27 protein-coding genes and 1 pseudogene are annotated in these 26,272 nt (G+C 38.8%); 7 read left to right on the forward strand and 21 right to left on the reverse strand.

Annotated features, from left to right (window positions below; genetic code table 11):
- Positions 1 to 247 precede the first annotated feature (247 nt).
- A complete protein-coding gene (locus I2483_RS00840) occupies positions 248 to 1,660 on the forward strand; it encodes an MDR family MFS transporter (RefSeq protein ID WP_207173212.1) in 1,413 nt (470 codons plus the stop codon).
- Positions 1,661 to 2,158: 498 nt separating this feature from the next.
- Entirely contained in the window at positions 2,159 to 2,368 is a 210-nt protein-coding gene (locus tag I2483_RS00845) for a hypothetical protein (RefSeq protein WP_207150150.1), read from the forward strand.
- Positions 2,369 to 2,797: 429 nt separating this feature from the next.
- On the opposite strand, the gene I2483_RS00850 is transcribed toward I2483_RS00845, so the two are convergent.
- The 12 genes from I2483_RS00850 to I2483_RS00905 form a co-directional block, all read right to left on the reverse strand.
- Positions 2,798 to 3,169 (reverse strand): rRNA methyltransferase, encoded by a 372-nt coding sequence (locus tag I2483_RS00850; protein ID WP_186670358.1) that lies wholly within the window; start codon positions 3,167 to 3,169, stop codon positions 2,798 to 2,800.
- 31 nt (positions 3,170 to 3,200) lie between these two features.
- Positions 3,201 to 3,989, reverse strand: coding sequence for an LAGLIDADG family homing endonuclease (locus tag I2483_RS00855; protein WP_207173213.1), 789 nt, complete (start codon positions 3,987 to 3,989; stop codon positions 3,201 to 3,203).
- Positions 3,990 to 4,978: 989 nt separating this feature from the next.
- Positions 4,979 to 5,545, reverse strand: a complete 567-nt coding sequence (locus I2483_RS00860; protein WP_207173214.1) for a GNAT family N-acetyltransferase — start codon at positions 5,543 to 5,545, stop codon at positions 4,979 to 4,981.
- Between the two features lie 126 nt (positions 5,546 to 5,671).
- Entirely contained in the window at positions 5,672 to 6,220 is a 549-nt protein-coding gene (locus I2483_RS00865) for a DOMON domain-containing protein (protein WP_207173215.1), read from the reverse strand.
- Between the two features lie 62 nt (positions 6,221 to 6,282).
- Positions 6,283 to 6,840, reverse strand: a complete 558-nt coding sequence (locus I2483_RS19590; protein WP_207173216.1) for a VOC family protein — start codon at positions 6,838 to 6,840, stop codon at positions 6,283 to 6,285.
- Between the two features lie 179 nt (positions 6,841 to 7,019).
- Entirely contained in the window at positions 7,020 to 7,307 is a 288-nt protein-coding gene (locus I2483_RS00875; protein WP_207173217.1) for a hypothetical protein, read from the reverse strand.
- A 146-nt stretch (positions 7,308 to 7,453) separates the two neighbouring features.
- Positions 7,454 to 8,494 (reverse strand): type 2 isopentenyl-diphosphate Delta-isomerase, encoded by a 1,041-nt coding sequence (fni, locus tag I2483_RS00880; protein WP_207173218.1) that lies wholly within the window; start codon positions 8,492 to 8,494, stop codon positions 7,454 to 7,456.
- A gap of 55 nt (positions 8,495 to 8,549) precedes the next feature.
- Entirely contained in the window at positions 8,550 to 9,881 is a 1,332-nt protein-coding gene (locus I2483_RS00885; RefSeq protein WP_255550008.1) for a plasmid pRiA4b ORF-3 family protein, read from the reverse strand.
- Positions 9,882 to 10,494: 613 nt separating this feature from the next.
- Positions 10,495 to 10,908, reverse strand: coding sequence for a hypothetical protein (locus tag I2483_RS00890; RefSeq protein WP_207173220.1), 414 nt, complete (start codon positions 10,906 to 10,908; stop codon positions 10,495 to 10,497).
- 146 nt (positions 10,909 to 11,054) lie between these two features.
- Positions 11,055 to 11,312, reverse strand: a complete 258-nt coding sequence (locus I2483_RS00895) for a hypothetical protein (RefSeq protein WP_186670382.1) — start codon at positions 11,310 to 11,312, stop codon at positions 11,055 to 11,057.
- A complete protein-coding gene (locus tag I2483_RS00900; protein WP_207173221.1) occupies positions 11,273 to 11,494 on the reverse strand; it encodes an ATP-binding cassette domain-containing protein in 222 nt (73 codons plus the stop codon). The genes I2483_RS00895 and I2483_RS00900 overlap by 40 nt, the downstream gene beginning before the upstream one ends.
- A gap of 32 nt (positions 11,495 to 11,526) precedes the next feature.
- Positions 11,527 to 11,724 carry a sigma factor-like helix-turn-helix DNA-binding protein gene (locus I2483_RS00905; protein ID WP_255550249.1) on the reverse strand — a complete coding sequence of 66 codons (198 nt, stop codon included), beginning with the start codon at positions 11,722 to 11,724 and terminating at the stop codon, positions 11,527 to 11,529.
- Between the two features lie 463 nt (positions 11,725 to 12,187).
- Between I2483_RS00905 and I2483_RS00910 the strand changes: the two genes are divergently transcribed.
- Positions 12,188 to 12,625, forward strand: coding sequence for a hypothetical protein (locus I2483_RS00910; RefSeq protein WP_207173222.1), 438 nt, complete (start codon positions 12,188 to 12,190; stop codon positions 12,623 to 12,625).
- A 101-nt stretch (positions 12,626 to 12,726) separates the two neighbouring features.
- Here I2483_RS00910 and I2483_RS00915 read toward each other — a convergent pair.
- The 3 genes and pseudogenes from I2483_RS00915 to I2483_RS00925 form a co-directional block, all read right to left on the reverse strand.
- Positions 12,727 to 12,875 (reverse strand): annotated as a pseudogene (locus I2483_RS00915) (IS1595 family transposase); the annotation flags it as partial.
- Between the two features lie 46 nt (positions 12,876 to 12,921).
- Positions 12,922 to 13,356, reverse strand: coding sequence for a GNAT family N-acetyltransferase (locus I2483_RS00920; RefSeq protein ID WP_207173223.1), 435 nt, complete (start codon positions 13,354 to 13,356; stop codon positions 12,922 to 12,924).
- Positions 13,357 to 13,957: 601 nt separating this feature from the next.
- The gene (locus I2483_RS00925) at positions 13,958 to 14,671 is read right to left on the reverse strand and encodes an HAD family hydrolase (RefSeq protein WP_207173224.1); all 714 of its coding nucleotides are present in this window, start codon (positions 14,669 to 14,671) and stop codon (positions 13,958 to 13,960) included.
- Between the two features lie 135 nt (positions 14,672 to 14,806).
- On the opposite strand from I2483_RS00925, the gene I2483_RS00930 reads away from it, so the two are divergent.
- The 4 genes from I2483_RS00930 (at position 14,807) to I2483_RS00945 (ending at position 19,745) form a co-directional block, all read left to right on the forward strand.
- Entirely contained in the window at positions 14,807 to 17,134 is a 2,328-nt protein-coding gene (locus tag I2483_RS00930; protein WP_207173225.1) for a TOTE conflict system archaeo-eukaryotic primase domain-containing protein, read from the forward strand.
- A 209-nt stretch (positions 17,135 to 17,343) separates the two neighbouring features.
- Entirely contained in the window at positions 17,344 to 18,615 is a 1,272-nt protein-coding gene (locus I2483_RS00935) for a glycoside hydrolase family 18 protein (protein WP_207173226.1), read from the forward strand.
- 91 nt (positions 18,616 to 18,706) lie between these two features.
- Positions 18,707 to 19,102, forward strand: a complete 396-nt coding sequence (locus I2483_RS19305; protein WP_255550011.1) for a YuzC family spore coat inner layer protein — start codon at positions 18,707 to 18,709, stop codon at positions 19,100 to 19,102.
- Positions 19,103 to 19,358: 256 nt separating this feature from the next.
- Positions 19,359 to 19,745, forward strand: a complete 387-nt coding sequence (locus I2483_RS00945) for a hypothetical protein (protein ID WP_346267674.1) — start codon at positions 19,359 to 19,361, stop codon at positions 19,743 to 19,745.
- 141 nt (positions 19,746 to 19,886) lie between these two features.
- On the opposite strand, the gene I2483_RS00950 is transcribed toward I2483_RS00945, so the two are convergent.
- The 6 genes from I2483_RS00950 to I2483_RS00975 are packed head-to-tail and all read right to left on the reverse strand — an operon-like array spanning position 19,887 to position 26,269.
- On the reverse strand, positions 19,887 to 21,464 hold the full coding sequence (locus tag I2483_RS00950) for an FAD-dependent oxidoreductase (protein ID WP_481886306.1): 1,578 nt from the start codon (positions 21,462 to 21,464) through the stop codon (positions 19,887 to 19,889).
- Positions 21,461 to 21,949 (reverse strand): (2Fe-2S)-binding protein, encoded by a 489-nt coding sequence (locus I2483_RS00955; RefSeq protein WP_207173227.1) that lies wholly within the window; start codon positions 21,947 to 21,949, stop codon positions 21,461 to 21,463. Before I2483_RS00955 ends, I2483_RS00950 begins: the two co-directional genes overlap by 4 nt.
- Positions 21,946 to 22,782 (reverse strand): FAD binding domain-containing protein, encoded by an 837-nt coding sequence (locus I2483_RS00960; RefSeq protein ID WP_207173228.1) that lies wholly within the window; start codon positions 22,780 to 22,782, stop codon positions 21,946 to 21,948. The genes I2483_RS00955 and I2483_RS00960 overlap by 4 nt, the downstream gene beginning before the upstream one ends.
- A complete protein-coding gene (locus tag I2483_RS00965) occupies positions 22,779 to 25,124 on the reverse strand; it encodes a xanthine dehydrogenase family protein molybdopterin-binding subunit (RefSeq protein ID WP_207173229.1) in 2,346 nt (781 codons plus the stop codon). The genes I2483_RS00960 and I2483_RS00965 overlap by 4 nt, the downstream gene beginning before the upstream one ends.
- 24 nt (positions 25,125 to 25,148) lie before the next feature.
- Positions 25,149 to 25,340: a capping complex subunit for YIEGIA gene (locus tag I2483_RS00970; RefSeq protein ID WP_207173744.1), complete on the reverse strand. Its 192-nt coding sequence runs from the start codon at positions 25,338 to 25,340 to the stop codon at positions 25,149 to 25,151.
- Positions 25,341 to 25,393: 53 nt separating this feature from the next.
- The gene (locus I2483_RS00975; protein ID WP_207173230.1) at positions 25,394 to 26,269 is read right to left on the reverse strand and encodes a YIEGIA family protein; all 876 of its coding nucleotides are present in this window, start codon (positions 26,267 to 26,269) and stop codon (positions 25,394 to 25,396) included.
- Positions 26,270 to 26,272 lie beyond the last annotated feature (3 nt).

Genomic DNA, 26,272 nt, shown 5'->3' on the forward strand with positions numbered 1-26,272 from the left:
CTGCACATATCATATTTGTAGTTAAAAGATAATCGTCATTTTCAAAGTCATTGTATTTCGCCATTTGCCAACGCTTTCTTAATCAAAGCCGGATTTACTGGCATACTCGTTTAGCTGTTATAACTTCTCTTAACTCTGATTAGGATATGAAAAACTGGATAAATAGTTGATTCATTCATGCTTTCATCTGTTTCCCATTAGCATTTTGTGGTAAAGTGAGGAAGTGATTTTTTTAGGGAGGAACAAAATGAAAAACGATCTATATGAACAGCGTATTAAAATAATCAGTGCTTTTTTAATTGCAACATTTATCGGGCTATTTAATGAAACGGCTTTGAATATGGCTTTTGTGCAATTAATTGCTGATTTCAACTCAGATGCACCAACCATTCAATGGTTAACAACTGGCTATTTACTGACACTTGGTGTGTTAGTGCCGATATCAGCCATTTTAATGCAACGTTTTACGACTAGACAGTTATTTGTAGTATCGTTAGTATTCTCGATTGTCGGAACGATCATTGCAGCCATTTCACCAACGTTTATCATTTTATTGCTGGGACGAATTATTCAAGCAGCTGGTACGGCCATTATTTTACCAGTGATGATGCAGGTCGTTTTACTCGTTTATCCAATTAACAAACGGGGAGCCGCGATGGGGAAGATTGGGCTTGTTATCATTTTTGCACCGGCAATTGGGCCAACCATTGCTGGTTTAGTCATTGATCAGTTATCATGGCACTTTATTTTCTGGTTAAGCCTACCGTTTTTAGTATTTTCCCTGTTGTTTGGTTTGCGGTTTGTCCAAAATGTGGGCGAAGTGAAAATTGTGAAATTTGATATCTTGTCGATTATTCTTTCGTCAATTGGTTTTGGTGGTATCGTTTACGGCTTTAGTATTTCAGGAAAACTGGGCACATTTATGTCTACAGAAGTACTCGTATCGATTGGTATCGGTTTACTTTCCTTAGTACTATTTGGATTCCGACAAACTCAGATGGAACAACCGATGCTGAATCTACGCGTATTTACATTCCGCATGTTCAGCATGGGGGTCACCATCATTATGATTTGTATGATGATGATTTTATCGACGATGGTATTACTACCGATTTATTTACAAAATATTTTATTATTAACACCTGTCATTGCTGGTGTTGCATTATTGCCAGGTGGCGTGATTAATGCCTTTGTGTCCGTTTTAGCAGGAAATATGTTTGACCGCTTCGGGCCACGTTTTATGGTACCTGGAGGGCTACTTATGAGCATTGTTGCGCTGTTTGCTCTACGTACAATTGACGGTACAACATCTATCTACTTTATCATCGCATTCCATATTATTATGTTTATCGGAATTACATTGACGATGATGCCTGCACAAACAAATGGGCTCAATCAGCTTCCTAGACAGTTGTATCCGGATGGCACAGCTATCATGAATACATTGCAGCAAGTGGCCGGTGCGATTGGTACAGCAGTAGCCATTACAATTATGTCGATTAGTACGGCGAATTATGTGAATGTAAATGGCAATACAGTAGCAGCACAGTTAGAAGGCTCGATTCAAGGCGTTCAAAATTCAATAACATTTGGGTTAATCATCGCGATCATCGGATTTTTGTTGTCGTTATTATTAACTAATGTAAGACAAGGGAAATGAGCTCAAAAAACGTGTTAAAAGTACTAAAAATGTCTTTTAAGACGTTTTTTTTATAATGAAACCCAACATTAATTACATGTAGCATAGGACTGTGCTAGAAGGTCTAGGGAGATAATAATAGTGATGGCGGTTTTATTAGCTTATTTTTTTCATATTACTTTAAAAGGTGTGAGAATGGTGTTATTTATCGTTCTAGCAGTCGTCATTGTACAAGATATGCCTATATGGAATAAAGGCGTTCTAAACAAGGTTTAAGGGGTACAGAGTGTATCGTGTATCCTGTTGTTTGCGGAAGGGAGGTCATACAAGTTTGCTATCATCCTAAATGTTTGTGAGTATGGATGTATTTTTGCTTTATCAACACGCCTGATACCTTCCTTCTGTTTAATTGAGTGCCAGCTTATGTTATAATGAGGAACTTAGGATATTTTAGACTTTTCCTGCAAATTGAACGGATGCTAAAAAGCCTCCGCCACCAAAATATGGAGGTGTAAGAGAATGAGTAAACGATGGACGATAGATAAAATTAAAGAATTTGTTGAGAAAAATTCGGAAAGTAAGTTGTTAACAACGGAATATAATGGTTTTTCTCAAAAGTTACTATTTAAATGTGCATGTGGTAGCAACTTTGAAAAAACATTTACGAAATTTAATACGAATAACCAACGTAAATGTGACGTATGCCAACCGCCAAAAGAGGCACGATAACGAATAGCGAATAAACGAAGTGCCGATTTCTTAAAAAGAGAAGTTAGCACTTCGTTTATTTTATTGTGAGAAAATAAGTGGCTTACTTGGTAGGGTACGCTTTAGAAATGGGTGCTATTTCTTTTTTGATTACTTATCATCAACGTTATTTAACATAATCTTTTTCTAAGAAGATGAAAACGATTGAAAGTTAATTGGATTAGTTAATGTTATTAGACGTTGGAAGAAATAAGTGACCACAAATGGATCTAATAGGATTTTATAAAGTTAAATTAGCCAAGAAAGTCTAATTAGTTTTGATTTTCTTGGCATTGTACATATTTTGATTTTATCTCACTGTTTCAAGTATACTTATTTAGTGAAACGTAGCTTCCGATAATATATATTATGGTCGGGGCGTTCTGTGGAATAGAGTATTTGAACGACCTATTACTCTATCCTGTGTTTATAACTACTAATTTTGCTGTTTTCAATATCGATAAACCCCACACTATATTCAATGACATCATTGATAAATAAGTTATGCTCTTTAGCAAATTCCTTCGTACTTTCTAATAACTCCTTGTCATAAGTCGTTTTATATTGAATCCGATCTTTAGGTCTAGACTCTTTATTAAATGAAATAATGCCTTGCATTAAAACTGTTTGTAATCCACTCTCAATTAGATAGTTGACATGTGTATTATTTTCATTAGCCATTATTTTTAAAGACTCTAGAATTGATTCACTAATATTTGTTCTAAATTTAATTCTTGAAACATCAGTCGTATGAATTAAACTTCCATCTACAAGCTTCCACATAATTAAAGCACTCCTATCTAACTTTCCAGTTTTACTGATAATCTATCCGTTGTGACATTCGTTGTCTTTTGTGAAAGATAAAATTATCAGTTGCTGCATTATTATATATAACTTCCGCGAGTTTTGGAAGCTCATGTTTACCTTTTACCCAAATACGATAAATAGGATTTCCAGCCGGACTTACTGTTATTGTGATTTCTGAACGTAATTGCCATGATTGAAATACGGACAAAAGCCCAGCTGCAAAATCCTGACTGTCTGATGTGACATTCATAACGTAACCTGTTTTTTGCACCCAACCATCCCCATCAATAACACCTCTTACAAATGACGCTAAATACGCTTCAGGCACACTGGGAAAAGGAACTGTTAATGATTTATTGGCGATTACCCCCATAATTTCAAGATCCTTTTTAATCTCTTTAGAATTAATGATTAAAGTCGGTGTGATTTTTGTTGGCCCTGTAGCTGCTAGCACATAATCTGCCTCCATGTACTTGGCAATCAATCGAAGGATACGTTCATCTTTTTGGGAGAAATAGATGCTATGGATTTGTTTATTCACATGTCCATCTGTCACGAATAAACCTAACACCCATGCCATTTCATGTGTCCACACCTTAAAGTAGTCTTCATTCACTTTATGCTTTCGGGGTTGGCCAGAGTATTGTTCTCGATTCATTAAAACCCCATGCTTATACATCACACCCCGAATTGCCCGATCAGATAGCCCGACAATTGGCCCCATTTCTTTAAAAGACATTCCACTTTTGTACAATTTAATAATGATATCGTCCGTCATACCTGTATTTCTCGGCATAGCCTTCACTTCCCTTCTATTGACTTGATAGATGAGCCCCTTCTTATAATTGAACGATTTTTCGTTGATTAAATTAGTTATATGTATTTATTGATTCCAAACCCGTAACAAAATATGCTCATTTACAGGGATAAGAACTAATGTTCTATTCGGACTATATATACCCAAATTTTGAGTTTTTAAACAAAAGAATCTAAGATATTTTTTTTACTTGGACAATGTAGCGTGATTTAGTTTTAAATATCGTTTTGTTTCCGAAATAAATTGCAATCATGGTTTCTCACCACTCGATTCTATATCTATATACAAGAACGTATGTTCAACCCTCGTAAATTCGGCACTTAAATTTATATAACCCCATATATTCCATTACCGAAATCACGTGTGCTATTGATTTTTCCGCAATGAATAGTCGTACAAACCAATATTTCCGCCTGCAGTAGGATTGCTATGCTATAAGGAAACATTTCATCCGTTTTATCACCACATAATATACAGGCACACCTCTAACCCGATGTATTTGCCCAAGCCATGTTATATACATACCGCCTTGTAATCTACAATAATTTAGTTCCCATTTGAATAAAGGTCTGCCTATTCTATATAAATAACAAAGAAACAACAGCTTCCGCCGCCGCCTTATCATGAATTTGTATACCTGCAGGCCTTGTAGAACGTCCAATTCCACGTAATAGGCCCCAACAGCCTTTTTGGAGGTTGCCTGCCTATATGAGCTTGTACGTGGGTCTGTAACGAAGATTTATCGTTATTTGAGCACCTAGTGAGTTAAAACCTTCAAAACTTCCATTTCCTCAACAATTAACTTACTTTCGATCTCATTAAGCAATTGTTTTTTCTACCGCCGTTAGGTCGCTTTGCGTTTTTGATTTGCGTTCTTTTAATTCGCTGCTTTAACAAACGCTTACCGCATTGTACGACATTCCTTATTAAGCTTCATCTCTTCCGCCGCCATTTGTATTTCCTCATTATTACTTAGTATCTATGTAGTCAATATTGAGATCTGCTTTTATGATTGAGTACATATATAAATCATCGAATTTACCACAAGTAAATTCATAATGTCTCAGTAATCCCTCTCTTCTAAAGCCTTGCTTTTCTACTAGCTTTTGTGACGGGAGATTAGCAGGTTCAATCAAAGCCTCAATTCTTTCTAACTGAAAGTGTTGATAGCCATGCTTAACAACGGCTTCCAATGCTTCACTCGCAATCCCTTTACCCCAGTAATCTTTGCTTAATTCATATCCGACTTCAGCTCGATGATGTTTGGTTAGCATATTAAGAAAGCCACAACTTCCTATAACCTTTCCAGAATCCTTTAGTGTAATCCCCCATCTAATTCCTGTACCTTCTTCGTATATAGATTTATACCACCTTATTTCATCCCAAACATCTACTACTGTTTGGCAAGGTGCTATCCCCATAGGTTTCACAACATCTTTATCAGATAGATATTTAAACACATCATTATCATCATCTGCTGTTACTTCTCTTAAGATCAGTCTTCTTGTTTCAATTATAGGAAATTCTTTTCTCATTAAATTAACCTCTTCTCTATTAAGAATAATAATAGTTGATTCGAAATTTAATCCCCTTGTTATAAATACGATAGGTGGTCCAGGGATATCTAATGGATTTAGGCCTTCTATTTGCATACAACAGTATCATTTTAACGAATTACCTTTTGAATAATCTTGCATCAATCCGTTCGAAATCTTCAAAGCTTCGGTCCTATTAGCAGCAGGAGCTGTTATCATTTGACCATTTTCAGATGTCCAACCACGATTAGATAGGTCCGTCTCATCCTTTTGAAATATGGCGATGGTAACTTCACTAAAGTTACTGTTCGTATAAAGTACCCCATAACCATATGTGCCTGGACGTCCATTTTCGATATAACCATATACGATGGGGCCTCCACCGTTATCTAGAAACTTAATTTCTAACCCTCTTTGGACTTCTGGTACTGGTATCTTCTCGCCATCTATATCAATGGTTCCTTTGAAGGTTTTGGAACCTGTGAGACTATGCTGCAGCTTCCCACCAATACGTATAGTTATGGGCTTCGTAAAATGATTATTTTCGGTGCCTAGCTGATACTTTACCCCTTCTAAATTAACCGTATATTGTTTCGGCAAAGTTTTGAAACTAAGGATTACACCGAACGTAACGGCAATTAGCAATGGAATCATGAAAAATTTGTTCTTCAACAAATAGCACCTCTCCTTTGTCAATCACCGTTCATTAAATAACATTTATCCGCTCCAGATTACACCTATATTCTCTTAACATCTAAATTCCCTTTCGGATCACCCATAAAATTAAGCCCATCCCTGTTTACTTTTTCATTGTCACGTTCGTGTACATCAATTTCATTTAGCTGATTGCTTGCATGTATCGAGTCATTCACGGTTAAACTCATTTCACTGATGTTAAAAATACTTTTAATAGAAAAAGGTTTTGAACTTTCTTCTGATACCGAATGTCTGGCGATAAATTCTACGATATTGCCTGCAGGGTCATAGAAATACAGAGCATGAGCATCTAGATTTTCAAAATAAACTTCATCTTCATTATCTTCGACAGCTAGTTTTACTCTTTCTTTTGTCCATAATTTTGCTTCTTTAAATTTGTTGGCTGGAATGTTAAAGGCAAAGTGATAAAAGGGATGATCTACTGCTTCACTTTCTATAAACTCTAACTCACTATTACCAGTCGCAATTCGAAACCTACTCCTATCCTCAACTAGTAAAGAGAATCCCAAAATGTCGATATAGAAATTTTTCATTTGTAGTACATTTTGTGTGTATAAAATAACTTGTTTAATTTCCACTGGATCTCAAAACCTCCTCTAAAATGAATACTTAAATTTGGGTAAACTGTTTTCTGAAAAAGTTTAGACAAGCCCATCTGTCGTTCCACTCTTCATTCTATTACTTTCAAGTTCGCTGAGATTAATATCCGTATTATGTTGAAGGTACTTGACTATACTTTCGACTTTTAATAAGTCAGTCACTTTGTTTCGCTCCTCGGTGAATTTAGATCAATTACTTTTTCATAAATGTTAATTGGCACTTTAATTTCCTGCGTTACTCCTCTTAAACCATCATAAATAACATGTTTTACACTAAATTTATCAATTGTTATTTCAATTAATTGGTTTTCCGAACTTTTCCTTAAACTAATGAGTTGTTTTCCATCCTCATCCTCTTTAATTTTAATATCATGTCCGGCTTCAAAATAGCTTTCTAGTATTTTGTATTTTTTTCGTTTAAAAAATCCCTGTATTTTACGTAACATCATTCATCCCCCTAACACTATTACAACTTCCTTTACGTTTTGTATTTGAATAAAGTTTCATTTTCAAACAATGAAAAAGTCGTCTTTACATCATGTAAAGACGACTCCAATTCATTAGTTGGATTGAGTTATGGTTATTTAAATGCTTAACGTACGTGAGTATGGTAACTGACACGATCCGTCTTTTTCAACTCTTGGAGTGATGCCACACCTATTCCGAACATAGCCATGCGAAGTTCCAATTCCCTTGTTTCCATCACTTCCAGGACATCTTCGGTAGACTGCGTGGCTTCCTTCAAAATTGACCTGCCGAACCCAACTATATCGGCGCCAAGTGCAATCGCTTTTGCTGCCTCCACGCCAGTATGCATTCCGCCACTTGCGATTATCGGTTGATTCCCAATTTTATCTCTCACAGAAGTAATGCATTCGACTGTCGGGATACCCCAATCACTAAACGCTTCAGCTGCTTTTCTCTTCACTGCAGATGTGGAACGGAACTTTTCGACCTGACTCCATGATGTGCCGCCTGCCCCCGCAACGTCGATGAAGGCGATGCCTACATCGCATAATCGCTTAGCAGTGGCCCCATCTATTCCCCATCCAACTTCCTTCACACCTATCGGAACTCCAAGCTCACTGCAAAGTCGCTCTATTTTCTCCAATAAATCTTTGAAATCCGTATTACCTTCCGGTTGAATCACTTCCTGAATACTGTTCAAATGAAGAACGAGTGCATTCGCCTCTGTTATGTCCATAATTCGGAGACATTCATCTACGCGGAAACCATAGTTGAGTTGAACGGCCCCTAAATTTGCAATTATCGGGATGCTAGGAGCATATTTTCTAACTTGAAAGGAGGACCTATGTTCCGCACTTTCAATCAGTGCGCGCGTCGAGCCCAAAGCCAATCCCCAGCCTCTTTCCTCTGCAGCTTCGGCAAGGTTTCGATTGATAGTTTCTGCAAAAGCCGCTCCGCCTGTCATGGAACTGATTAAGAAAGGTGTTTTGCAATCATGTCCTAAAAACGTAGTATCAATTGATAGTTCATTGAAATTGATTTCAGGTAACGCATTATGGATGAATTTGACCTTTTCGAAGCCGGTTGTGATAGTGTCACCCGTTACGTGTTCATTCAAAGTGATTTGAATATGCTCTGATTTCCTTTGGTTAATTGCTTCAGTCATTTAGAAACACTCGCCTTTCCCCTTGAGATTAATGATAACTCATTAGTCTCTTTATTTAATAGCAATCATCATCGTCAGTGTATTGCTCTGGCGCCTCTCCCTTTGCCTCTTGCACATAAGGATTAAGTATTTGTTTAGCATTCTCGTTTATGCCATCCACTTCTATTGCAAATGTCCATTCGTCACCATAATCGTAAATATACAGAAACTTTTGCTTGTTGGAAAGACCAATAGCTCCAATTTGTATTTTCGAAGCATCCGCGTGACCAAAGTCATCATTAGGAGATGCGATACAATCATGTGACCATTTTTCACCATCCATGAAAAAAGAATACAGATGGTCATCGTCAAATTCAAATGCTTTGATAATGATTTGATGTAAATCATCCATTGTATGCTTAGCTGATAAAGTAAGTTTTCTCCATATTCCCTTTGTTAGTGAAACCTTAAAAGTGTAACTACCATCAATGAAATTCTTTCGGTTTCTAGGCAAAGTACGTATCAATTCATCTTGGGGAAATAAATCTGTAAACGGCTGGAAAAATGGCTGTGCGCTTTGATCCTCTTCTACATTCAATACTAATCGATCAAAGTCTTCGTCGGATAAAACCCCGCCAAATATGTCTTCTAATTCCGAACCGGGTATAGCATTGAACTCTCCATTTTCCCTACGGAACGCGATATTCCATGCACTTACATTTCGCGAAACAAGTAAAATAGGCATCATATGAACACCGAACTGCGTAACCTCAATCTTATTGGCGTAATATACACTTTTGCTATCACGTTTTTCTTTACGTTCAAAGTCCTCTTCACAAATCCATAAACCGAGCCACTCAAAATAGAGATGGAAGTAATACCAATCATATGTACAGCTCGCGAGCATCTGCCCAACATCGGTTTTTGGGTTCTTCATTACCCAATTGCGTCCGGGCTCTTCCCGACCTAATGCAGAAAATACTTCAGATAGTCTTATAGCTATGCAATTATGTTGTTTATCCTGAAGTTTCGCCCAATTCACATCGGCCCAAAACGTTTCGAGTAAAAAGAAGTATTTTTCTACATCTGTTAATTCCCTATACAAATTCATTCTTTCTGTTTCCTTCAGTTGGAGCGGCCCCGATTTAACCGACACCTTCTCCAGCAATCGTCCACTTAAAGCTAAGTGATAGATGAAATGGATGAAGGGATAATAGTCCTGTTCAGTGTACGGCGTCCAGTCCTCCGCCATCACAGTCATACGTTCATTAATCGCTGGAAGATGCTTTCGTGATATGTACTCTTTTGTTTTTGTCAGCTGAACTACATGTCCGCTAATATAGCTAACAAACTCATCCAAATCAGCTACTAAGTTTGTCGGAATTTCTTCATTATTCATAGCGTTCATTTTTATAACCCCTCTTCCCATTGGATTAGATAGGATTTGTATTGTGCCAATGGATAATCTCTCCGACGATTTCCAATCCTTTTGTTTAATTATACAATTTACCCTCTCAAAGTTGTTCTTTCTATTTAAATTTCAAATTACTTTTTAGAATCATCATTATTTTACGGACAGCGGCATATAACCTGTGTAATCATTTTGAATCCAGATGGGCGTCAATTTTTCATGCCATTTCATCCTCTTTCAGTCAACCTCATTTTACCATTAGTAAATCATATTTCTACAAAACTATTCTTTTAAATCCTACGATTAGATTATTCAAGCAGAAAAGGAAGCCTAATGATGCATGAGGCTTCCTTTTCTCATCTTTTTTCATGCATGGCTCCAGTTACAATACAATATCCCTCTTTTTCTCCCTTTTCCAAAGATAAATGATGCTGAAATGAAGGCAACTTCATATTTGAACACTCCTATACTTTAATTAATCATCCCCAGAACTATTCGTTGCGATTCTTGTTCCTAAATCGTCCCTCTTGAATGACATAAGACTATACTAATACGGGGGTTATATTAGGGTGGAAATAGATAAGGTGCGAGTTGTGTTTGGACATATGCACTAGCGAGGTCTGATATATATAGAAAATATATACACGAAATATGCTTTCGCCGCATTTCCACTCAGTCCGGTTTCCGTTATTGTCGCTTCCGCAACTTTTTTCAAATCAATGCGCGCATAGTTACCATCAATGTCGCTCGCCATGCCCAAGTACATTTCTTTCAATTTCAGTTGTTCGATGAACCGCCAGTCACTGTCCTTATAAAGCTCACGATCTTCATAATTTAATCCATCGAGGAAATCATAGACACTTATGAATTCCTGCCCTGTAATTTTTTCTAATTTTACAAGGTCAACTTGAAAATCCTTCTCGAATTGATGCAACGACTGGTCCGTAATTTCCCTACCGTACTTTTCAACTAACTGGTTCGTGACCTTCAGCTCCTCTTTGAAGTATGAATTATTCACAATCACGAAAATGTTGAATGCTGTAAATAGAAGGAGAAGCCTGATAAGTACCGGTGACGACTACGCTTTTTTGCATTCATTCCCTACGATTCGCGGATCCATCACACATCCACCTGTATCTCGTCTCAGTATTCATATAAAAACACATCTTCTTACTGTGCAGATAAGTGTAGCCAGTTTGCCTCTACTTTCCCTTTATGGATGAAATGAATGACCATCAATCCCTGATCCTGCTTTTCTGATAATAAAACATATTGTTTCCGGAACGATTCCATTTGTTGATAGGGAATCGTCGTTTCAAAGACATGACCATCTAATGTTGCGCAAATGTTTTCGACTGAATCTTTATAAAGTAACTGCTGATTTTTGATCATAATGATTTCATTGGCAATCGTTTCGACATCTGACACGATGAACGTTCTTTAGGATCAAGTCCAGCTGTCGGTTCGTCCAAAATAAGGATCATCGGGTCATTTAACAGTGACTGGACAACCCTAACACGTTGAATCACCACTCTGGAAAACTTCTCCATCTTTTTATTCGTGACCTCACTCAATGCCACTTGCTCCAACAACTCATCAATCTTCGCCAAAGCTTCTTTTTTCCCAATGCCTTTTAACGCAGCTAAATTGTGCGTTCATCCGGCATTGGGCTATGAAATTTTTCTTTATTCATGATGAACCTTCTCCATTCCTTTTCAAATCCTTTTCGAATTCGTTTCAAAGCCGCATAGTATTTCGTTTTCACCGTCGACAGCGAAATTGTTTCGATGGATGCGATTTCTTGAAACGTATAGTCCCCTAATAGTTTGAGCCGGATCAAAGTCGTAATCTTCGATGGACTGGACGAGCCGGTTAGATGTCAGCTTGTACACCCAAGTCCGGAACGCCGCCTTTTGATTATCGTAATTGTGAATCGACATCAGTACACTGATAAATAGTTCCTGCGTGAGATCAAGCGATAACTCCGTATTGAGCGTTTACTTGTAAATAAAGGCTTATATTACTTGTTATATTTCAAAGCAATTTCATTCCCCGCTGTGTCGCTGCCATTTCTCTTTATTCTGTTAATACACCGCTTTTCATTTTCCATAGTCCACCATATGCTTCCTCAGTGTTCATTTCTATCCATCAGTATATGGTTTGAAGTTTGTTTGACATTTTGTTAATAAAGTAAATACTCACACCACTGCTCATAAGTGATGTGGCGAAAGTTCAAGTATTAGCATTTTATGGTAAAATAGTAACGTAACGATACAAATTATGTATTAGGTGGTGAATAGATTATGAAAAATATTTCTTGGTTAAAGGGTCATATTTGCGGTGTTTTATTTTCATTCATTACTGCATTGTTATTTATGCTTATAGTACAAACCTTGGCTGGTGAAATAATTTTATTCTGGGGTGAAAGTTGGTTGTATTTCTCAGTAATAATTCCTTTTGCAATTACCTTTGCAGTATTAGGGGGATATTTTCACAATAGAAACGAAGTCTCCAACAAAAAACTTTGGCTCATAAGTCTTTTAAGTGCATTTCTTGTAACTTTATATAGTGGAACGATAGGTGCAATTTTTGGCGAAACTATCGTTAGAGGTGGTATGAAAACGATAAACGTTGAAGGCACATTGATTTGGGGTACAATCTATGCTTTTATTTTACTTCCACTTACCACTCCATTCGCAAGATTTCTGATAGGCATTTTCCATAAAATTATCAGAAGATAGACAACTGATTTATTAAGATCAAATTGACTTCTAATAGGGGGGGTTATGCACTTATTATTGTTTCGCCAGTTGTATGGCGTGATTTCATTTCCCTTCATTTACTCACGAAAGAAGGTTTCGTCACTTTCAACGATACCTTGTAGTCGATTAAAGCCCTGGCTTCCTAATACGTTCACGAATGTATGCTCCAGTAAATTGTCGTAGACATATAGATTTGCAGGCGATAGGCTATTTTCGGAAGTGTATAGCCTACTGCCTTCCTTTAGTGAGCCGACCATCCTTGAGTCAAATTTCTGTCATAATGACTTTTTAAAAACATAACTCACTTTGTCATACTCCATTTTATCTTCATAAAAACGATGTGTGTTTGTTCGTTGCAAGCCTGATGACAGCGCAACACTTTCATAGCCGTTGTCTTTTGCCCATTTATGGACATAGGTAAGTAGCTTCTCCCCATAACCGCTAGACCGTTTCGTGGTATCCGTCACCAAGTCACAAATCCAAATGAACCTGCCATAATAAAGTGTGATCATTGGCTTAAAGCCGATTACTGCAACGATTTCTCCTTCACTTTGTAAAGCGAACAGTTGGTAACGATCTTTCTCTTGTGCCTCACAGACTAATTCCAAGTATGTAACTTCATCCAGATGTGTTCGCAACTGCTTCATAATCGGGTACGCTTCAACAATTTCGTCACGTGATTGAAGCTCTTTAATCGTTAATTCATTCATCACTGCAACCCCTTTTTTCATAAATATACCATACGCTTTCATTACGATAGAATTAAATTGTTTTCCGAGCTTTTTCAAAAATACCCATTTACAAAAGCTTGCCCGAATCAAACACTTGAAGATGAAGCCTTTAAACGTATTATAAGAATAAGAATAGATTAGAAATACCGTTTGGTGTGTTAACACCAAACGGTCAATGTAGTATGCAGGTTCCCTTCAAGGGAATTAGCATCAGGTATAAAATAATCCATCCTATTGAGCCGTTAACTCAAGGATGGGTTATTTTTGTTTTTGGTAAAATGAAAGTATCACTATAATTAATGCTCCAAATGTAAGCCTATCTATCTCTGCAGTTTTTGCATACCTTAATGATTTCTCTCGCATCCGTTTTATGATTGTACAATAACTTAATTCTATTTCGATCACACATCGGACAGTCTCCTCTTCCTTTTGAAGGGAGCTTTTTCAATGCTTTTCCTCGGTTTCTTTTCGCCATGACCATCCACCCCCAGAGTGAAAATTCATCTTTCTCTTTATCTAATGATGGTCTGGGGAAATCATATGGGTATTTCAATAAATTATTTATGAAAAACTTTTTTGACTAATAGCTGTTACGTCTAGGGAGTCCGGTAATAGCCAAATCCAGTCCTTTTTTATTAAGGCTTTCTACGACTGTAGGTATTTCCATTAAATCATGCACGATGAAATCTAAATCTACATCTTTCCACTGAGAATCCTTTTTCCAAACCGCTAACATCCCTACATCTTGAGATGCTTTCACATCATTAACTGGATGATCCCCGACAAAAAGGCTTTCATTTGCGGATACATTAAGTTGCTTTAATGCCTTCTTGAATATTCGAGAATCCGGTTTTTTAATACCTTCCGTCTCAGATATTAAAATCGTTTCAAAGTAGTCTTTAATACCAAGCGCCATTATATTCTCCATCTGAAACTGCTCTTTCCCATTACTAATAATCCCTAGGATAATCGATTGATTTACGAGTGTTGTCAACATTTTATGAAGGTTAGGAAATGGAACGCAATGCTCTTTAAAATGGTTCACATAATCCTGAAGTAATTGTTCCCAGGTCAGCACCGTTATATTAAATTCTGCAACCATTCGTTGATGAACTTTATCTATCCAGACGTATCCTCGGCAATCTAACTCAATAAACCTTGAAATATACTTCTCTTTTTGGATATGTCCCACGCTTTCATTTAAACGTCCATACTGGAAATTAATAAATCTTTCTACAGATGCATCACGATCTAACAAAGTTCCATCAAAATCAAATAGCACCGTTTTAACCATTTCTGCACCCCAACTCCCTTATAGTTCGTTGCATAAATTCTGGTTTCATTCATCAATCTAGTTATACAATACTTGAAGATTCAGTGTTTAGAATGTAAAGTGGGTTTATAATGGATTAAATAAGGAGTGTTCACTATGGACCTTCAATTACAAAAAGCGTTAGCTGAATGTGATCATTTACGCAAAGAGAATGAGTATCTAAAGCAATTCATTCAGCAACAATTACCTGTGAAACTAATAGACGAAAATGTCCTTGATATACATAAAAAAGTTACAAATAAATCTGAACCGCTTGATAAAATTAATCTGTTTCGGAATTTATTCAAAGGTAGATTAGACCTTTATGCGAAACGATGGGAATCTAGAAGTGGTAGATCCGGTTATGCGCCCGCATGTTCAAATGAATGGAAGCCAACTATATGCAAAAAACCGGAAATAAAATGTAGTCAGTGCCAGCATCGCAAACTAACTCCTCTTTCAGATCAAGTTTTCTATGATCATTTAAGTGGGAAACAAACGATTGGTCTTTATCCCCTTTTGCAAAATGAAAACTGTTGGTTGTTAGCAATTGATTTTGATAAGAAAAATTGGAATCAAGATGTCCTTGCCTTCGTAGAGGTATGTAGAGCAATGAATGTTCCATTTAGTATTGAGCGTTCCCGTTCAGGTAATGGTGCCCATGTATGGATTTTCTTCCGAGAAGAACTATCTGCATCTCTTGCGCGGAAACTTGGCATGGTCCTACTCGAAAAAACATTGGCCTCTCGATTTGAGATAGGCCTTGATTCTTATGACCATCTCTTCCCTAGTCAAGATACACTGCCAAAAGCAGGTTTTGGAAACTTAATTGCACTGCCCTTACAACATCCTGCTCGAACAAAAAACAATAGCGTTTTTGTTGATGAAACGCTTCAAGCTTATCAAGATCAATGGCTCTATTTATCATCTGTAATAAAAATGAGTAAAAGCGACGTTGAACGATTGATTAGATCAATCCTAACAGATGCTCTAGTCGACAATCATCTTCAACAAACCCTTCCTAAAAAGGTAACTGCCTCTTTAAAGAACGGTATTCATTTTCCAACAGACAGCCTTCCCTCATCACTGCTTTCGAAATTCACTGAACTGGCGTCTTTTAGCAACCCAGAGTTTTATAAAGCCCAAGCTAACCGTATGTCTACATACGGTCTTCCCAAAGTAATTGATTGTACTTCACAAGATTCCCTTCAATTTATACTTCCAAGAGGATGTCTAAGCGGCGTTAAAGAGACGTTAGAAACGTACGATGTCCAATTTGAACTTATAGATCACCGTTTTGAAGGAAATCAAATCGATGTAACTTTTCATGGTACCCTTACTTCACAACAACAAGAAGCCCTGCAGAATCTACTTAGTAACGATAATGGAATCCTTTCTGCAGCGACTGGTTTTGGAAAAACAGTAACTGGTGCCGCCTTAATAGCAGAGCGGATAATTAACACGTTAATCATCGTGCATCGCACACAACTTATGCAACAATGGATTGACCAATTATCTGTTTTTTTAAATGTCCCAAAAGAAAAAATTGGTCAAATTGGTGGTGGAAAACAGACTGCTACAGGGAGAATTGACGTGGCTACAATTCAATCACTAAACTCCAAAGGTCAAATTAATTCCGCTGTTACACAATATGGTCAGATTATTATTGATGAATGTCATCACCTTGCCGCCTATAGTTTTGAACAAGTTATGAGAAGTGTTCGTGCAAAACACGTATATGGTTTGACTGCAACACCTATTCGGAAAGATGGTCTACATCCAATTATTGCTATGCAATGCGGACCGATTGTTTATAAGACAAACGCGAAAGTACAGGCGAAAATCCGTCCATTTTCCCACCGATTAATTCCTAGATTCACTGAGTTCCAGACAGGATCAATGACAATTCAGGATATCTATACGGAATTATCCAATGACGATAATCGAAATCAATTGTTGTTTAATGACGTTCTTCTCGCATTGGAGGAAGGTCGAACTCCATTAATTTTGACAGAAAGAATTAAACACGTGGAAGTCTTGCAACAGTTATTTAAAGGGTTTGCCAAAAATATAATTGTTCTTTCGGGAAGTGTGAAGAAAAAAGAGCGAGAACAATCATTAACAAGGTTAAATGAAATTACGAATGAGGATGAAATGCTAATAATTGCAACAGGTAAATACATTGGTGAAGGATTCGATTATTCACGACTCGATACTCTGTTTTTAGCCATGCCCGTTTCCTGGAAAGGTGTTTTACAGCAATATGTCGGTCGTTTACACCGAAATCATCCAGGCAAGCAAGAAGTTAGAGTTTACGATTACGTTGATCAACAAGTTGACCTATTAATGAAAATGAATGAAAAACGCCTAAAAGGATTCGATTCAATGGGGTATACAACAGCTAATGAGGCTATCGCTGATTTAGAACAAATGAGGCTATTTTAGATCAGAATGCTTTCTGATCGATTTTTATCAAATTTCATTTTTGTCGCATATACTTTTTCGCTTACATACAAAAAGACCAATCTTCGACATATTTTAATTTGTCGAAGTTTGGTCTTTTTGTATAACCTGAGAGGTAATCACACAATCAATAATATCCCCCGTCCATTTTGAATATCATAAAAGAGATGAATATACGAGGAGAGACCTATATGCAAATTCATGTAGTACATCCAGGGGAAACATTATGGTTGATTGCACAACGCTTCGGCGTCACAGTCAACCAAATTGTGACTGCTAACCAATTGGAAAGTCCAAGTAAACTAGTAAGTGGGTTGGCTCTAGTCGTTCCAACACCTCCCCAGACCCATAGGGTACAACCTGGTGAAAATTTAACAAAAATTGCACATCGTTATGGTACAACAATCAAAGAAATTAGTGAGACGAATCAAATTCAAGATCCCAATCTGATAATATCTGGGACTATTTTAACCATCCCCGCCCGTAAACCAGTTATTGATGTGAATGCCTACACAATTAATACAGGAGAAACAGGTGCTAGGGAAATTCAAGAAGTAGGCCAGTATTTAACCTATTGGATGCCTTTTGTCTATTCGGTACGTGAAGACGGTGGACTAACTTCCCTTGACGATACCGCCATGCTTCAATCTGCTACTGCCGAAAGAGTAGTTCCAGTAATGGCCATTACAAATTTCAGTGCCACTGCTGCCGGATCTAGTCTTGCACATACAATCCTTGCAAGTACCGATATCCAGGATGTTTTATTAACCAATATTTTAAAAGTCATGAAAGAAAAAGGCTATCAGGGATTAAATATCGATTTTGAAAATGTGTTTCCGGCCGACCGTGAAAACTATAACCAATTTTTGCAACGTGCAGTGGACCGCTTGCATCCGGAAGGTTATTCCGTCTCATCAGCCCTTGCCCCCAAAATAAACGGTGACCAAAAAGGTTTATTATACGAAGCACATGATTACGCAGCACACGGAAAAATCGTTGATTTCGTTGTATTGATGACCTATGAATGGGGTTATCGATTAGGTCCTCCGCAGGCAATTTCACCGCTAAATGAAATAAAAAAAGTGCTAGATTACGCGGTTACCGTTATCCCAAGAAACAAAATCTTGTTTGGTTTTCAAATCTACGCGCGCGACTGGTTGCTTCCCCACGTGCAAGGACAAGAGGCGGAAACATTCAGCCAGCAGGAAGCAATCCGCCGGGCTATTCAGTATGGGGCTACCATTCAATATGACCCTGTAGCGCAGTCCCCATTTTATCGATACACCGATGCAGAGGGGCGTAACCATGAAGTCTGGTTCGAGGATGCCCGTAGTGCACAGGCTAAGTTTGATGTGGTAAAAGACTATCATTTACGCGGAATCAGTTACTGGGTTCTTGGTTATCCATTCCCACAGAATTGGTTGTTACTGGAAGACAACTTTACTATCCGGAAAAGACGCTAGAATTACATTATCGATACGTCAAATAACCTTAACCGCACAGAGTCACTGAACATAGAATAGGATACCCGATACTTGGAATGGAGGCACTATTATGGACTATAACCCTTATCCACACTGGGCTTATCCTTATTCTAATCTACGGTGGCTGTACAACGAGCAGTTACAACCACAGACCATTTTAAGACCACCAAGTCCTTTTCCAACTATAAATACGCAAGTATTGAATACTTCGGCACTAAGATTTCAAGAGTTATTGAAACAGGCGGATTTGTTAGCAGGCAAGATTGCTAACTCTAAAGAATTTGCACATGAGTTAATGGAAGCAGCACAACTATCAAATACAAAAAAGGTAGAGGAATTAATTGTATCAACAGGCGTTACATTAAAAATCAAAACATATTTTAGTCCATCTGGAATTCGGATTGAATTAAACAACGCTGAAAATGAAGGTGGTTGTTGTAATTTACTCATAAAATTACAGTGGTAGGATACGGAATTTCCTTCGAATTCTGGACTAAAATCACGTGAACTAGCTATAAGTTGGAACAACCCATCTCAACGAGCCTTCAACTCAGGGATGGGTTATTTTTATGTCATATTAAAATGTCTAAGCCGTTCCTGCAATCCTAGATTAATGCGATTCAACACCATCTAACCGAATAATAAAGTGGGGATTTATTCTAAAAAAATTTTAGTTGGACAGACTGTAGAAAAGCAGTAATTTTAGCGAAGGAGAAATCAATGTGAAAAAGCAAAGCGAACAACAAGGGCAAAGCTACAAAGAACAACAAATGAAACTGCAACAACAGCAACTGAGGGAAAACCAATCGCAAATGGAACAACAATTTGACACTAAAAAGAAACTAGCAATGCAAGCCATGCAACAAGCTGTACAAACACTCCAACAAATGGCTTCTATGGCAGATCTGCAATCATTGCAACAAGCGCATCAACAACTTCAACAAGCGATTCAGCAGGTGAATTATATGCAAGGGATCTCGATTACACAATCCACGACTGCCGAGCAATTGCAATTGGAGCAAGTGCAGCAACAAATTGAGCAAGCAGCACAAAGCCTTCAACTTATACAATCCCTAAACAGTGGCAATCAAAGCTTTAAAAAAGGCTAAGCGAAAACGTCCACGACTTCCCAAGAGAAAGTCGTGGACGTTTATTCATTTGTAGAAATGTCACCCATTTTCAACAGGGCATGACAGTTAACGATAAATCCTGGAGTACAGTAGAAAACCACTACCACAGGAAGTTTACCATCAATAACCTGAATCTTCGGATGTAAGGTTATCAATCATTTTATAATCATATTTTTGTAACGGTTTTTCCGCTGGACCTTCAATCACTTCGCCTGTATATGAAAATCTGGAACCATGACACGGGCAATCCCAGGTACAATCGCCATTGTTCCATTCGACTTCGCATCCGATGTGAGTGCAAGTTGTATCTACGATATGCAATTTACCTTTATCGTCTTTGTAGGCACCTTTTCTATGTCCGTCCAAAGTAATAACTGCGCCTTCCCCCTTAGATAAGTCTTCAGGGGTCGTTTTTGGTGTATCAAGCTTTCCTTTAATTAATTGCCCAACAACGTTAGCGTTCTCCACTAGGAAGTTTTTCAAACTCGGATGTGCATAGAACCTAGAAGGTGTGTATAATTTTCGAAAAATGTTCTCTTTGCCTAAAATAATATCCCGGAACAACAATGCAGCTGCAGTTCCATTGGACATTCCCCATTTTCGAAAACCTGTAGCAATCAAGATATTCGGTTGTCCGGATGTTAATTCACCAATATAAGGCAATTTGTCTAGCGTTGTTAAATCCTGGGCCGACCATCGATAGACAACTTTTTCGAGTCCAAAAACTTCCTCACCAAAGGTCTCCAATGCCTTGTAATGTTCCATTGTCTCTATTCCTTGACCGGTTTTATGATTTTCACCAACAATGAGCACTATTTCTTCTCCGTTAACCGTTACAGATCGAAGTGAACGTGTTGGCTTATCGGCACTGATGTAGATTCCGCCTGGATATTTCTTATTCGCTTTGACAGCCAGGGCATAGGATCGATCAGCGTGCATTCTTGTCGAATATAGCCCAAGTCCTTCATAAAACGGAAAATGGGAACAAGAAAGAACGTGATTGGCTGTGATGCTTGGCCCCCCCTCACCTGTAAGTACGACTGGTTGTTCTCCAGTTTCAATATTCACTGCAGTTGTGTTCTCAAAGATAAGTCCACCTTTTTCTGTGATAAGTTGAATCAGGTGAACTAGATATTTGGTTGGGTGAAACTGTGCTTGATTTTTCATAACAAGCGCTTTTTTTATATCGATGTCGAAAGGAATACTATCAACCAATCCTCCCTCAATCCCAATCTTTTCATAGGCTTCCGCTTCTTTCTCAACCTTGCGCGCGTATTTGTCCGAAGTGGCGTATATGTACGCATCCTGCGTGCTAAAATCGCAATCAATCGTATGTTGGTCCACAGTTTCTTTGATGAAATTTAGTGCTTGGATATTTGCTTCATAATATAAGCGTGCATTGCTTCTTCCAATATTATGAATGAACTCATCGTATATTAAATCATGTTGTGCAGTGATTTTGGCAGTTGTGTGGCCTGTTGTTCCGTTCAACACTTTTCCTCCTTCTATAACAGCGACCTTCAAGCCTTCATTAACTAAAAGATAAGCGGCCGTAATCCCTGTAATACCTGCCCCTACGATTACGACATCAACATGTATATCCTCCGCTAAACCCGGAAACTCCGGGAATTTAATATCCGTTCTCCAATAGGACTCGGTATGGGGCGGCAACTTTCCATTTTCATTATTTTGGGTCACAATATATCCTCCATTTCTATATTTAACAGGCTATTTACGGCGTTTTTTATCTCCTGATACCCTGTGCATCTGCAAAGGTTGGATTGCAACCATTCTTCAACAACCTCATCCCCAGCGTTTGGGTGATTGGTTATAAGGGCGTGACAATTGACGATAAATCCTGGGGTGCAATAGCCACATTGAATCGCCCAATTATCAACAAAGGCCTTTTGAACGGGCGAATCCAAAAGTCCCTCTATTGTTGTGATTGGTTGATTCACCACTTCAATGGCCAACGAAAGGCAAGATTGTGTAGGCTCCCCGTTCACAAGCACCGTGCAGGCCCCGCAGTCCCCATCTTCACACGCGCGTTTTGCACCCGTTAAACCGAGTTTCTCCCTTAATGTATATAATAGGGTGTCGGCAGACCGTACAACCGCCTCCTGCGTCTCCCCATTGACATGTAATTGAATCACTGCTTTAGACGTTCCATTTTTTGTAATCATGTTACCATCTCCAATTCACTCAGCGTATCCAATAAAACATTTTTCAACACAAAGGAACGATACTTTCTCGATGCTTGAATGTCATCCACAATTTTTGATGGCAGATGGGCAAGAACTTTCTCAACTCTTTCGTATACAGGAAGAGAGGAATCATTTACTATCGTCTCAATCTCTGAGGACCGAAAAGGATAGTCACAAACTCCGCTAAACGCGACCCGAATCCGGTTATCCTTTACGATTGCTGCAACGGAAACGACTGGATAACCTACCTTAGAGATTTTTGTTCTTTTCAGGCTCACATAAGGCAAGTCAATATAAGATGTGTCTATTATAATTTGAAGAAGGACGTTCCCAGAATTAAGTTTTATTTCTTTGTTAAAAACAGCGTCCAAAGAAACAATCTCTTCTTCACTTCCATTCGCTATTTTCACTTTAGCATCTACTAACAAAAGGGGTAAAACACTTTCCTTATAGATCAATTCGCTCTTCATATTCCCGCCAATTGTGATTTTATTTCTCGATGTATGATCCGCTATTTTCTTCACAGTCTGCCCCAATAAAGGAAATAGTTTCGAATCCGTAATCTTATTTAATGACACCGCCGCCCCAATCACTAATTGATTGCCGTGTAATTTCAATACATTGCATTCAGGTATTCCTTTAATATCGATAACTGCATCTGCACGTAGTTTATTTACCCGTGCAAAGGTAATAATCTCTGTACCGCCAGAAAAATACATGGCATTCTTCCCTTGTTCGCGAAACATGTTAAACGTCTCAACAGCTTCCGCCGCGGAGGAGGGTTTACAGTACTCAAAATCAAACGCAATCATTGGTTGTTCACCTTCTTTGTCTCCCATATGAATTCAGGAGTAAGCGGCAAATAGTTTAATTCCACTCCAGCTGCAACGGAAAGACTATTCGCTAGGCAGGCAGGGGCTCCAATCACACCATACTCTCCGATTCCGCGAGCACCATAGGGACCATCAGCTGCTGGTGATTCGATAAATTCAACAAGATATTCCGCTGGTTGTTCCCCGTAGCGCAACATTGGATAATTTCGAAGCCCCGCGTTTCGAACGACACCTTGTTCATCAAAGATAAACTTTTCACTAGTCGCATAACTTAAGCCCATATGCATGCCGCCTCGCATTTGTTGTGTTGCCGTCATCGGATTAATTATGGTTCCACCGTCAAGCACCGTAACGCCTTTTAAAATCGTATACGTAAAATCACGTGTATCCAATTCGACTTCCACTGCCTGTACACCAACGGACCACCAAGGACCCGGTTTTCCAAAGCCCGTTTGTTGATCCAACGGTGTTAAATGCCGTTGAATATGTCTCCCTACCCCGACAATTTGCCCTTCGATAGAATGTCCACTTGGATAGGTATAGCCTAACGAAATATCTTTTATTTCAACTCCGAACGTTGGATCTGATTTCAAATAAACTCGACCGCCACCGACATCTAAGTCTTCTGCGGAACATTGTATGACGATAGAGGCAGTTTTCTTTAATTGGGCTAGCGCGTTTTCAGCTGCTGAAATTACCGCACGTCCCGCTAAAAAGGTTGAACTGCTGGCGACGGTTCGCCATTGATGGGGGTCATATTGTGTATTCACTTCCATCGTTACGTGGATTTTATTCATTTCCATTCCTAACTTTTCTGCAAGAATTTGGGCAAGAATCGTTTTTGTTCCTTGTCCTAGCTCAATTGCAGCACAGTTTAAATTCACACTACCATCCGCTTCAAAGGTTAAAATAGCCCCGGCCTGGGCGTTCGTTGCCGTTGTTGATGTTTTCCAAAACAAGCTGATTCCTTTCGCTCGTACTTTATTTTTACCGCTATCGATTCTTTGGCCCTCATCCCACCGAATAAGTTCTTTTGCTCGGTTCACACATTTCTCCACGTCACCGATATTGTTAGCCGTCAATACGGTTTGAGTTGGCGTAGTGTCACCTGGTTTTATCCCATTGATGATCCGTAACTGAATGGGGTCTATGTTTAATTGTTTAGCAAGTTGGTCCATCGTTCTCTCCACCGCAAAAGTAAGTTCCGGATGACCATAGCCTCTAAAAGAAGTGGCAAAGGGATGATTCGTATACATACAATACGAGTCGCACCAGACATTCGGTATCGTATAGGGACCTGTACAATCCAACGCCGCCGCTCTCGTTATTCCCGCCGCTTGATCTGAATAAGCACCTGAATCGATAAGATACGTATATTTTCCAGCAACCAATTTCCCTTCTTTAGTGACCCCAAGTTGAACCGTTGCATCAAGGCCAATACGGCAAGGTGCCGTAGTCATATCTTCTTCCCGGTCAAACTCCAATTTCACTAATTTACCACCCACTGCTTTCGAGGCTAAATAAGCGAGGGGCTCTAACTGAACAGTCCCTTTTCCTCCAAACGCGCCGCCAACCATCGGAATATGAACTAAAATATTGCCGACTTCAATATTGAAAAATTGATTGAGTACTTTTTTTATCGTATATGGAGATTGACTACAGGAATGGACAATGACCTTTCCTGCCGGATTAATTTCCACCCGTACACTTCTTGTTTCGAGTGCGACATGATCCGAAAGGTTGAATGAATAGCTTGCCGTAATCGTTTCTTCACTAGTAGCCCATGCAGCCTCGAAATCGCCTTTACGAATTTTAATATGACTTCCTATATTCGTTCCAGCCTTAGGATAGACATCACTTATAATTTTCGTATAGTGTTCGGCATTGTCATGAACAAGAGGGGCTTCACTTTGAAAAGCTTGTTGTACGGAGTTCACTACGGGTAGAAGTTCGTATTCGACTTTCACTTTCTCGGTTGCTAATTTTGCCTGATGTTCGTGATCCGCAACAACAATTGCGACGGGTTCACCGTAATAACGTACTTTTTCGAATGCCAATGGGGGACGGTCCGCTAGAATAGGACCAATATGGAATGGAAACATTTCGCCCGTTACAATTGCACGCACTCCGGGCATTTTCCATGCTTCAGTTGTGTCAATGGATGTAATCATGGCATGTGCTTGTGTGCTTTTCACAAGTTTCGCGTGCATTAGACCCGGCACCGAATAATCTCCAATATATCTAACTTTACCCGTTGATTTTTCTACCGCATCAATTCGTTGTTCAGGTTTTCCAACAGTTGTCCATATTTTATTCGTCATACATAAACGCCTCCCGGACGGTATTTAACGTGCAACGATTATGAGTGTATCCGTGTCAATTTCATGGGCCGAAGCATCCATAATCTTCTCAAGCGTCATGCTGATTTTCTGTAATTCTTTTTGATCTTTCACTATGAAAACAGGTGCTCCACCGCCTGTTATTGCTTCCGGTTTCATCGTGATAACAGCAACAATTTCTGCATGCTGACTTTCCAATCCACTCAACTCCTTATTTGTCTAGACTCCAGCGGTCAATCTCACGGATCATACTACTTTCCTTTATCCGCTTCTTCAGGCATTCGGATTGCACTATCCAATATCGGGACTTTTTCCAATACTGCCTTGATTTGATGGAAATCTTTTTCCCGCGGCAAAAAGAACAATGCGATTCGACCGTCCGCCATATCCCTTTTCGTAAGTGGAACCAATGCCGGTTCACCGGAATCAAGATAACTTCCAAGCACAGTGGCTACATGGTGTAACATCGCTTGCCGCTGCCCGAGGTAGGACAAAGTGACAATGCTATTTTGATTTTTTGGGGTGACAATTGCACCAACTGCCTTTTCGATGATGATTTTTCTCGTATCTTCCAGTCCGACGTTTTTAATTAAAATATCTCCTACAAAAAGCGTCGGTCCTTCGAAACGAATATCCGCTTCTGTTACATCAGCAATTGCATTTAACAACTTTCCTGACATATTAAACTTCACAACAACTAGCATGACAATCCCGCCAATAATTCCCAACCAAAAGAAAAATACGGCACATAACGTAGTTACTAGTGCCGTGAACATCACTAAATAATTTCGACTTTCAAATGCTTGTGCCATCCCTTCAATGAACGGTGCTCCACGCTTCACAAGTTCGAACGTATCAATATTCTCAAGTGAGTCCCTTTCCATTTTCCTAACCTCTCGGAACTGGGTAGCCGCAAGCCCAAGAAACGTCACAGCAGTCCAATCGGATTCAAGAACTGCCGGAATTGCAACCGCCCCAATGAAAGCTGCAATGAAGCCAAAGGATAGGTGAATGATTCGTCCTGTCGGATACGTTGGGTATTGTCGAAAATCAGTACGTAACAAAAGTGTACGTGCCAAGAAGCCAAATACAATTCCGATTACGACTGGAAGTAAATAATTTTCCAAATA

The organism is Sporosarcina sp. E16_3, from assembly GCF_017347125.1.
Lineage (GTDB): Bacteria > Bacillota > Bacilli > Bacillales_A > Planococcaceae > Sporosarcina.

Coding starts and splice junctions, on each gene's coding strand:
- I2483_RS00930 (WP_207173225.1), top strand. CDS start 14,807: ATGGACCTTCAATTACAAAAAGCGTTAGCTGAATGTGATCATTTACGC.
- I2483_RS00910 (WP_207173222.1), top strand. CDS start 12,188: ATGAAAAATATTTCTTGGTTAAAGGGTCATATTTGCGGTGTTTTATTT.
- I2483_RS00850 (WP_186670358.1), bottom strand. CDS start 3,169: ATGTGGAAGCTTGTAGATGGAAGTTTAATTCATACGACTGATGTTTCA.
- I2483_RS00960 (WP_207173228.1), bottom strand. CDS start 22,782: ATGATTGCGTTTGATTTTGAGTACTGTAAACCCTCCTCCGCGGCGGAA.
- I2483_RS00965 (WP_207173229.1), bottom strand. CDS start 25,124: ATGACGAATAAAATATGGACAACTGTTGGAAAACCTGAACAACGAATT.
- I2483_RS00840 (WP_207173212.1), top strand. CDS start 248: ATGAAAAACGATCTATATGAACAGCGTATTAAAATAATCAGTGCTTTT.
- I2483_RS00860 (WP_207173214.1), bottom strand. CDS start 5,545: ATGAGAAAAGAATTTCCTATAATTGAAACAAGAAGACTGATCTTAAGA.
- I2483_RS00885 (WP_255550008.1), bottom strand. CDS start 9,881: ATGAACGCTATGAATAATGAAGAAATTCCGACAAACTTAGTAGCTGAT.
- I2483_RS00955 (WP_207173227.1), bottom strand. CDS start 21,949: ATGATTACAAAAAATGGAACGTCTAAAGCAGTGATTCAATTACATGTC.
- I2483_RS00875 (WP_207173217.1), bottom strand. CDS start 7,307: ATGTTACGTAAAATACAGGGATTTTTTAAACGAAAAAAATACAAAATA.
- I2483_RS00855 (WP_207173213.1), bottom strand. CDS start 3,989: ATGCCGAGAAATACAGGTATGACGGACGATATCATTATTAAATTGTAC.
- I2483_RS00935 (WP_207173226.1), top strand. CDS start 17,344: ATGCAAATTCATGTAGTACATCCAGGGGAAACATTATGGTTGATTGCA.
- I2483_RS00920 (WP_207173223.1), bottom strand. CDS start 13,356: ATGAATGAATTAACGATTAAAGAGCTTCAATCACGTGACGAAATTGTT.
- I2483_RS00925 (WP_207173224.1), bottom strand. CDS start 14,671: ATGGTTAAAACGGTGCTATTTGATTTTGATGGAACTTTGTTAGATCGT.
- I2483_RS00845 (WP_207150150.1), top strand. CDS start 2,159: ATGAGTAAACGATGGACGATAGATAAAATTAAAGAATTTGTTGAGAAA.
- I2483_RS19305 (WP_255550011.1), top strand. CDS start 18,707: ATGGACTATAACCCTTATCCACACTGGGCTTATCCTTATTCTAATCTA.
- fni (WP_207173218.1), bottom strand. CDS start 8,494: ATGACTGAAGCAATTAACCAAAGGAAATCAGAGCATATTCAAATCACT.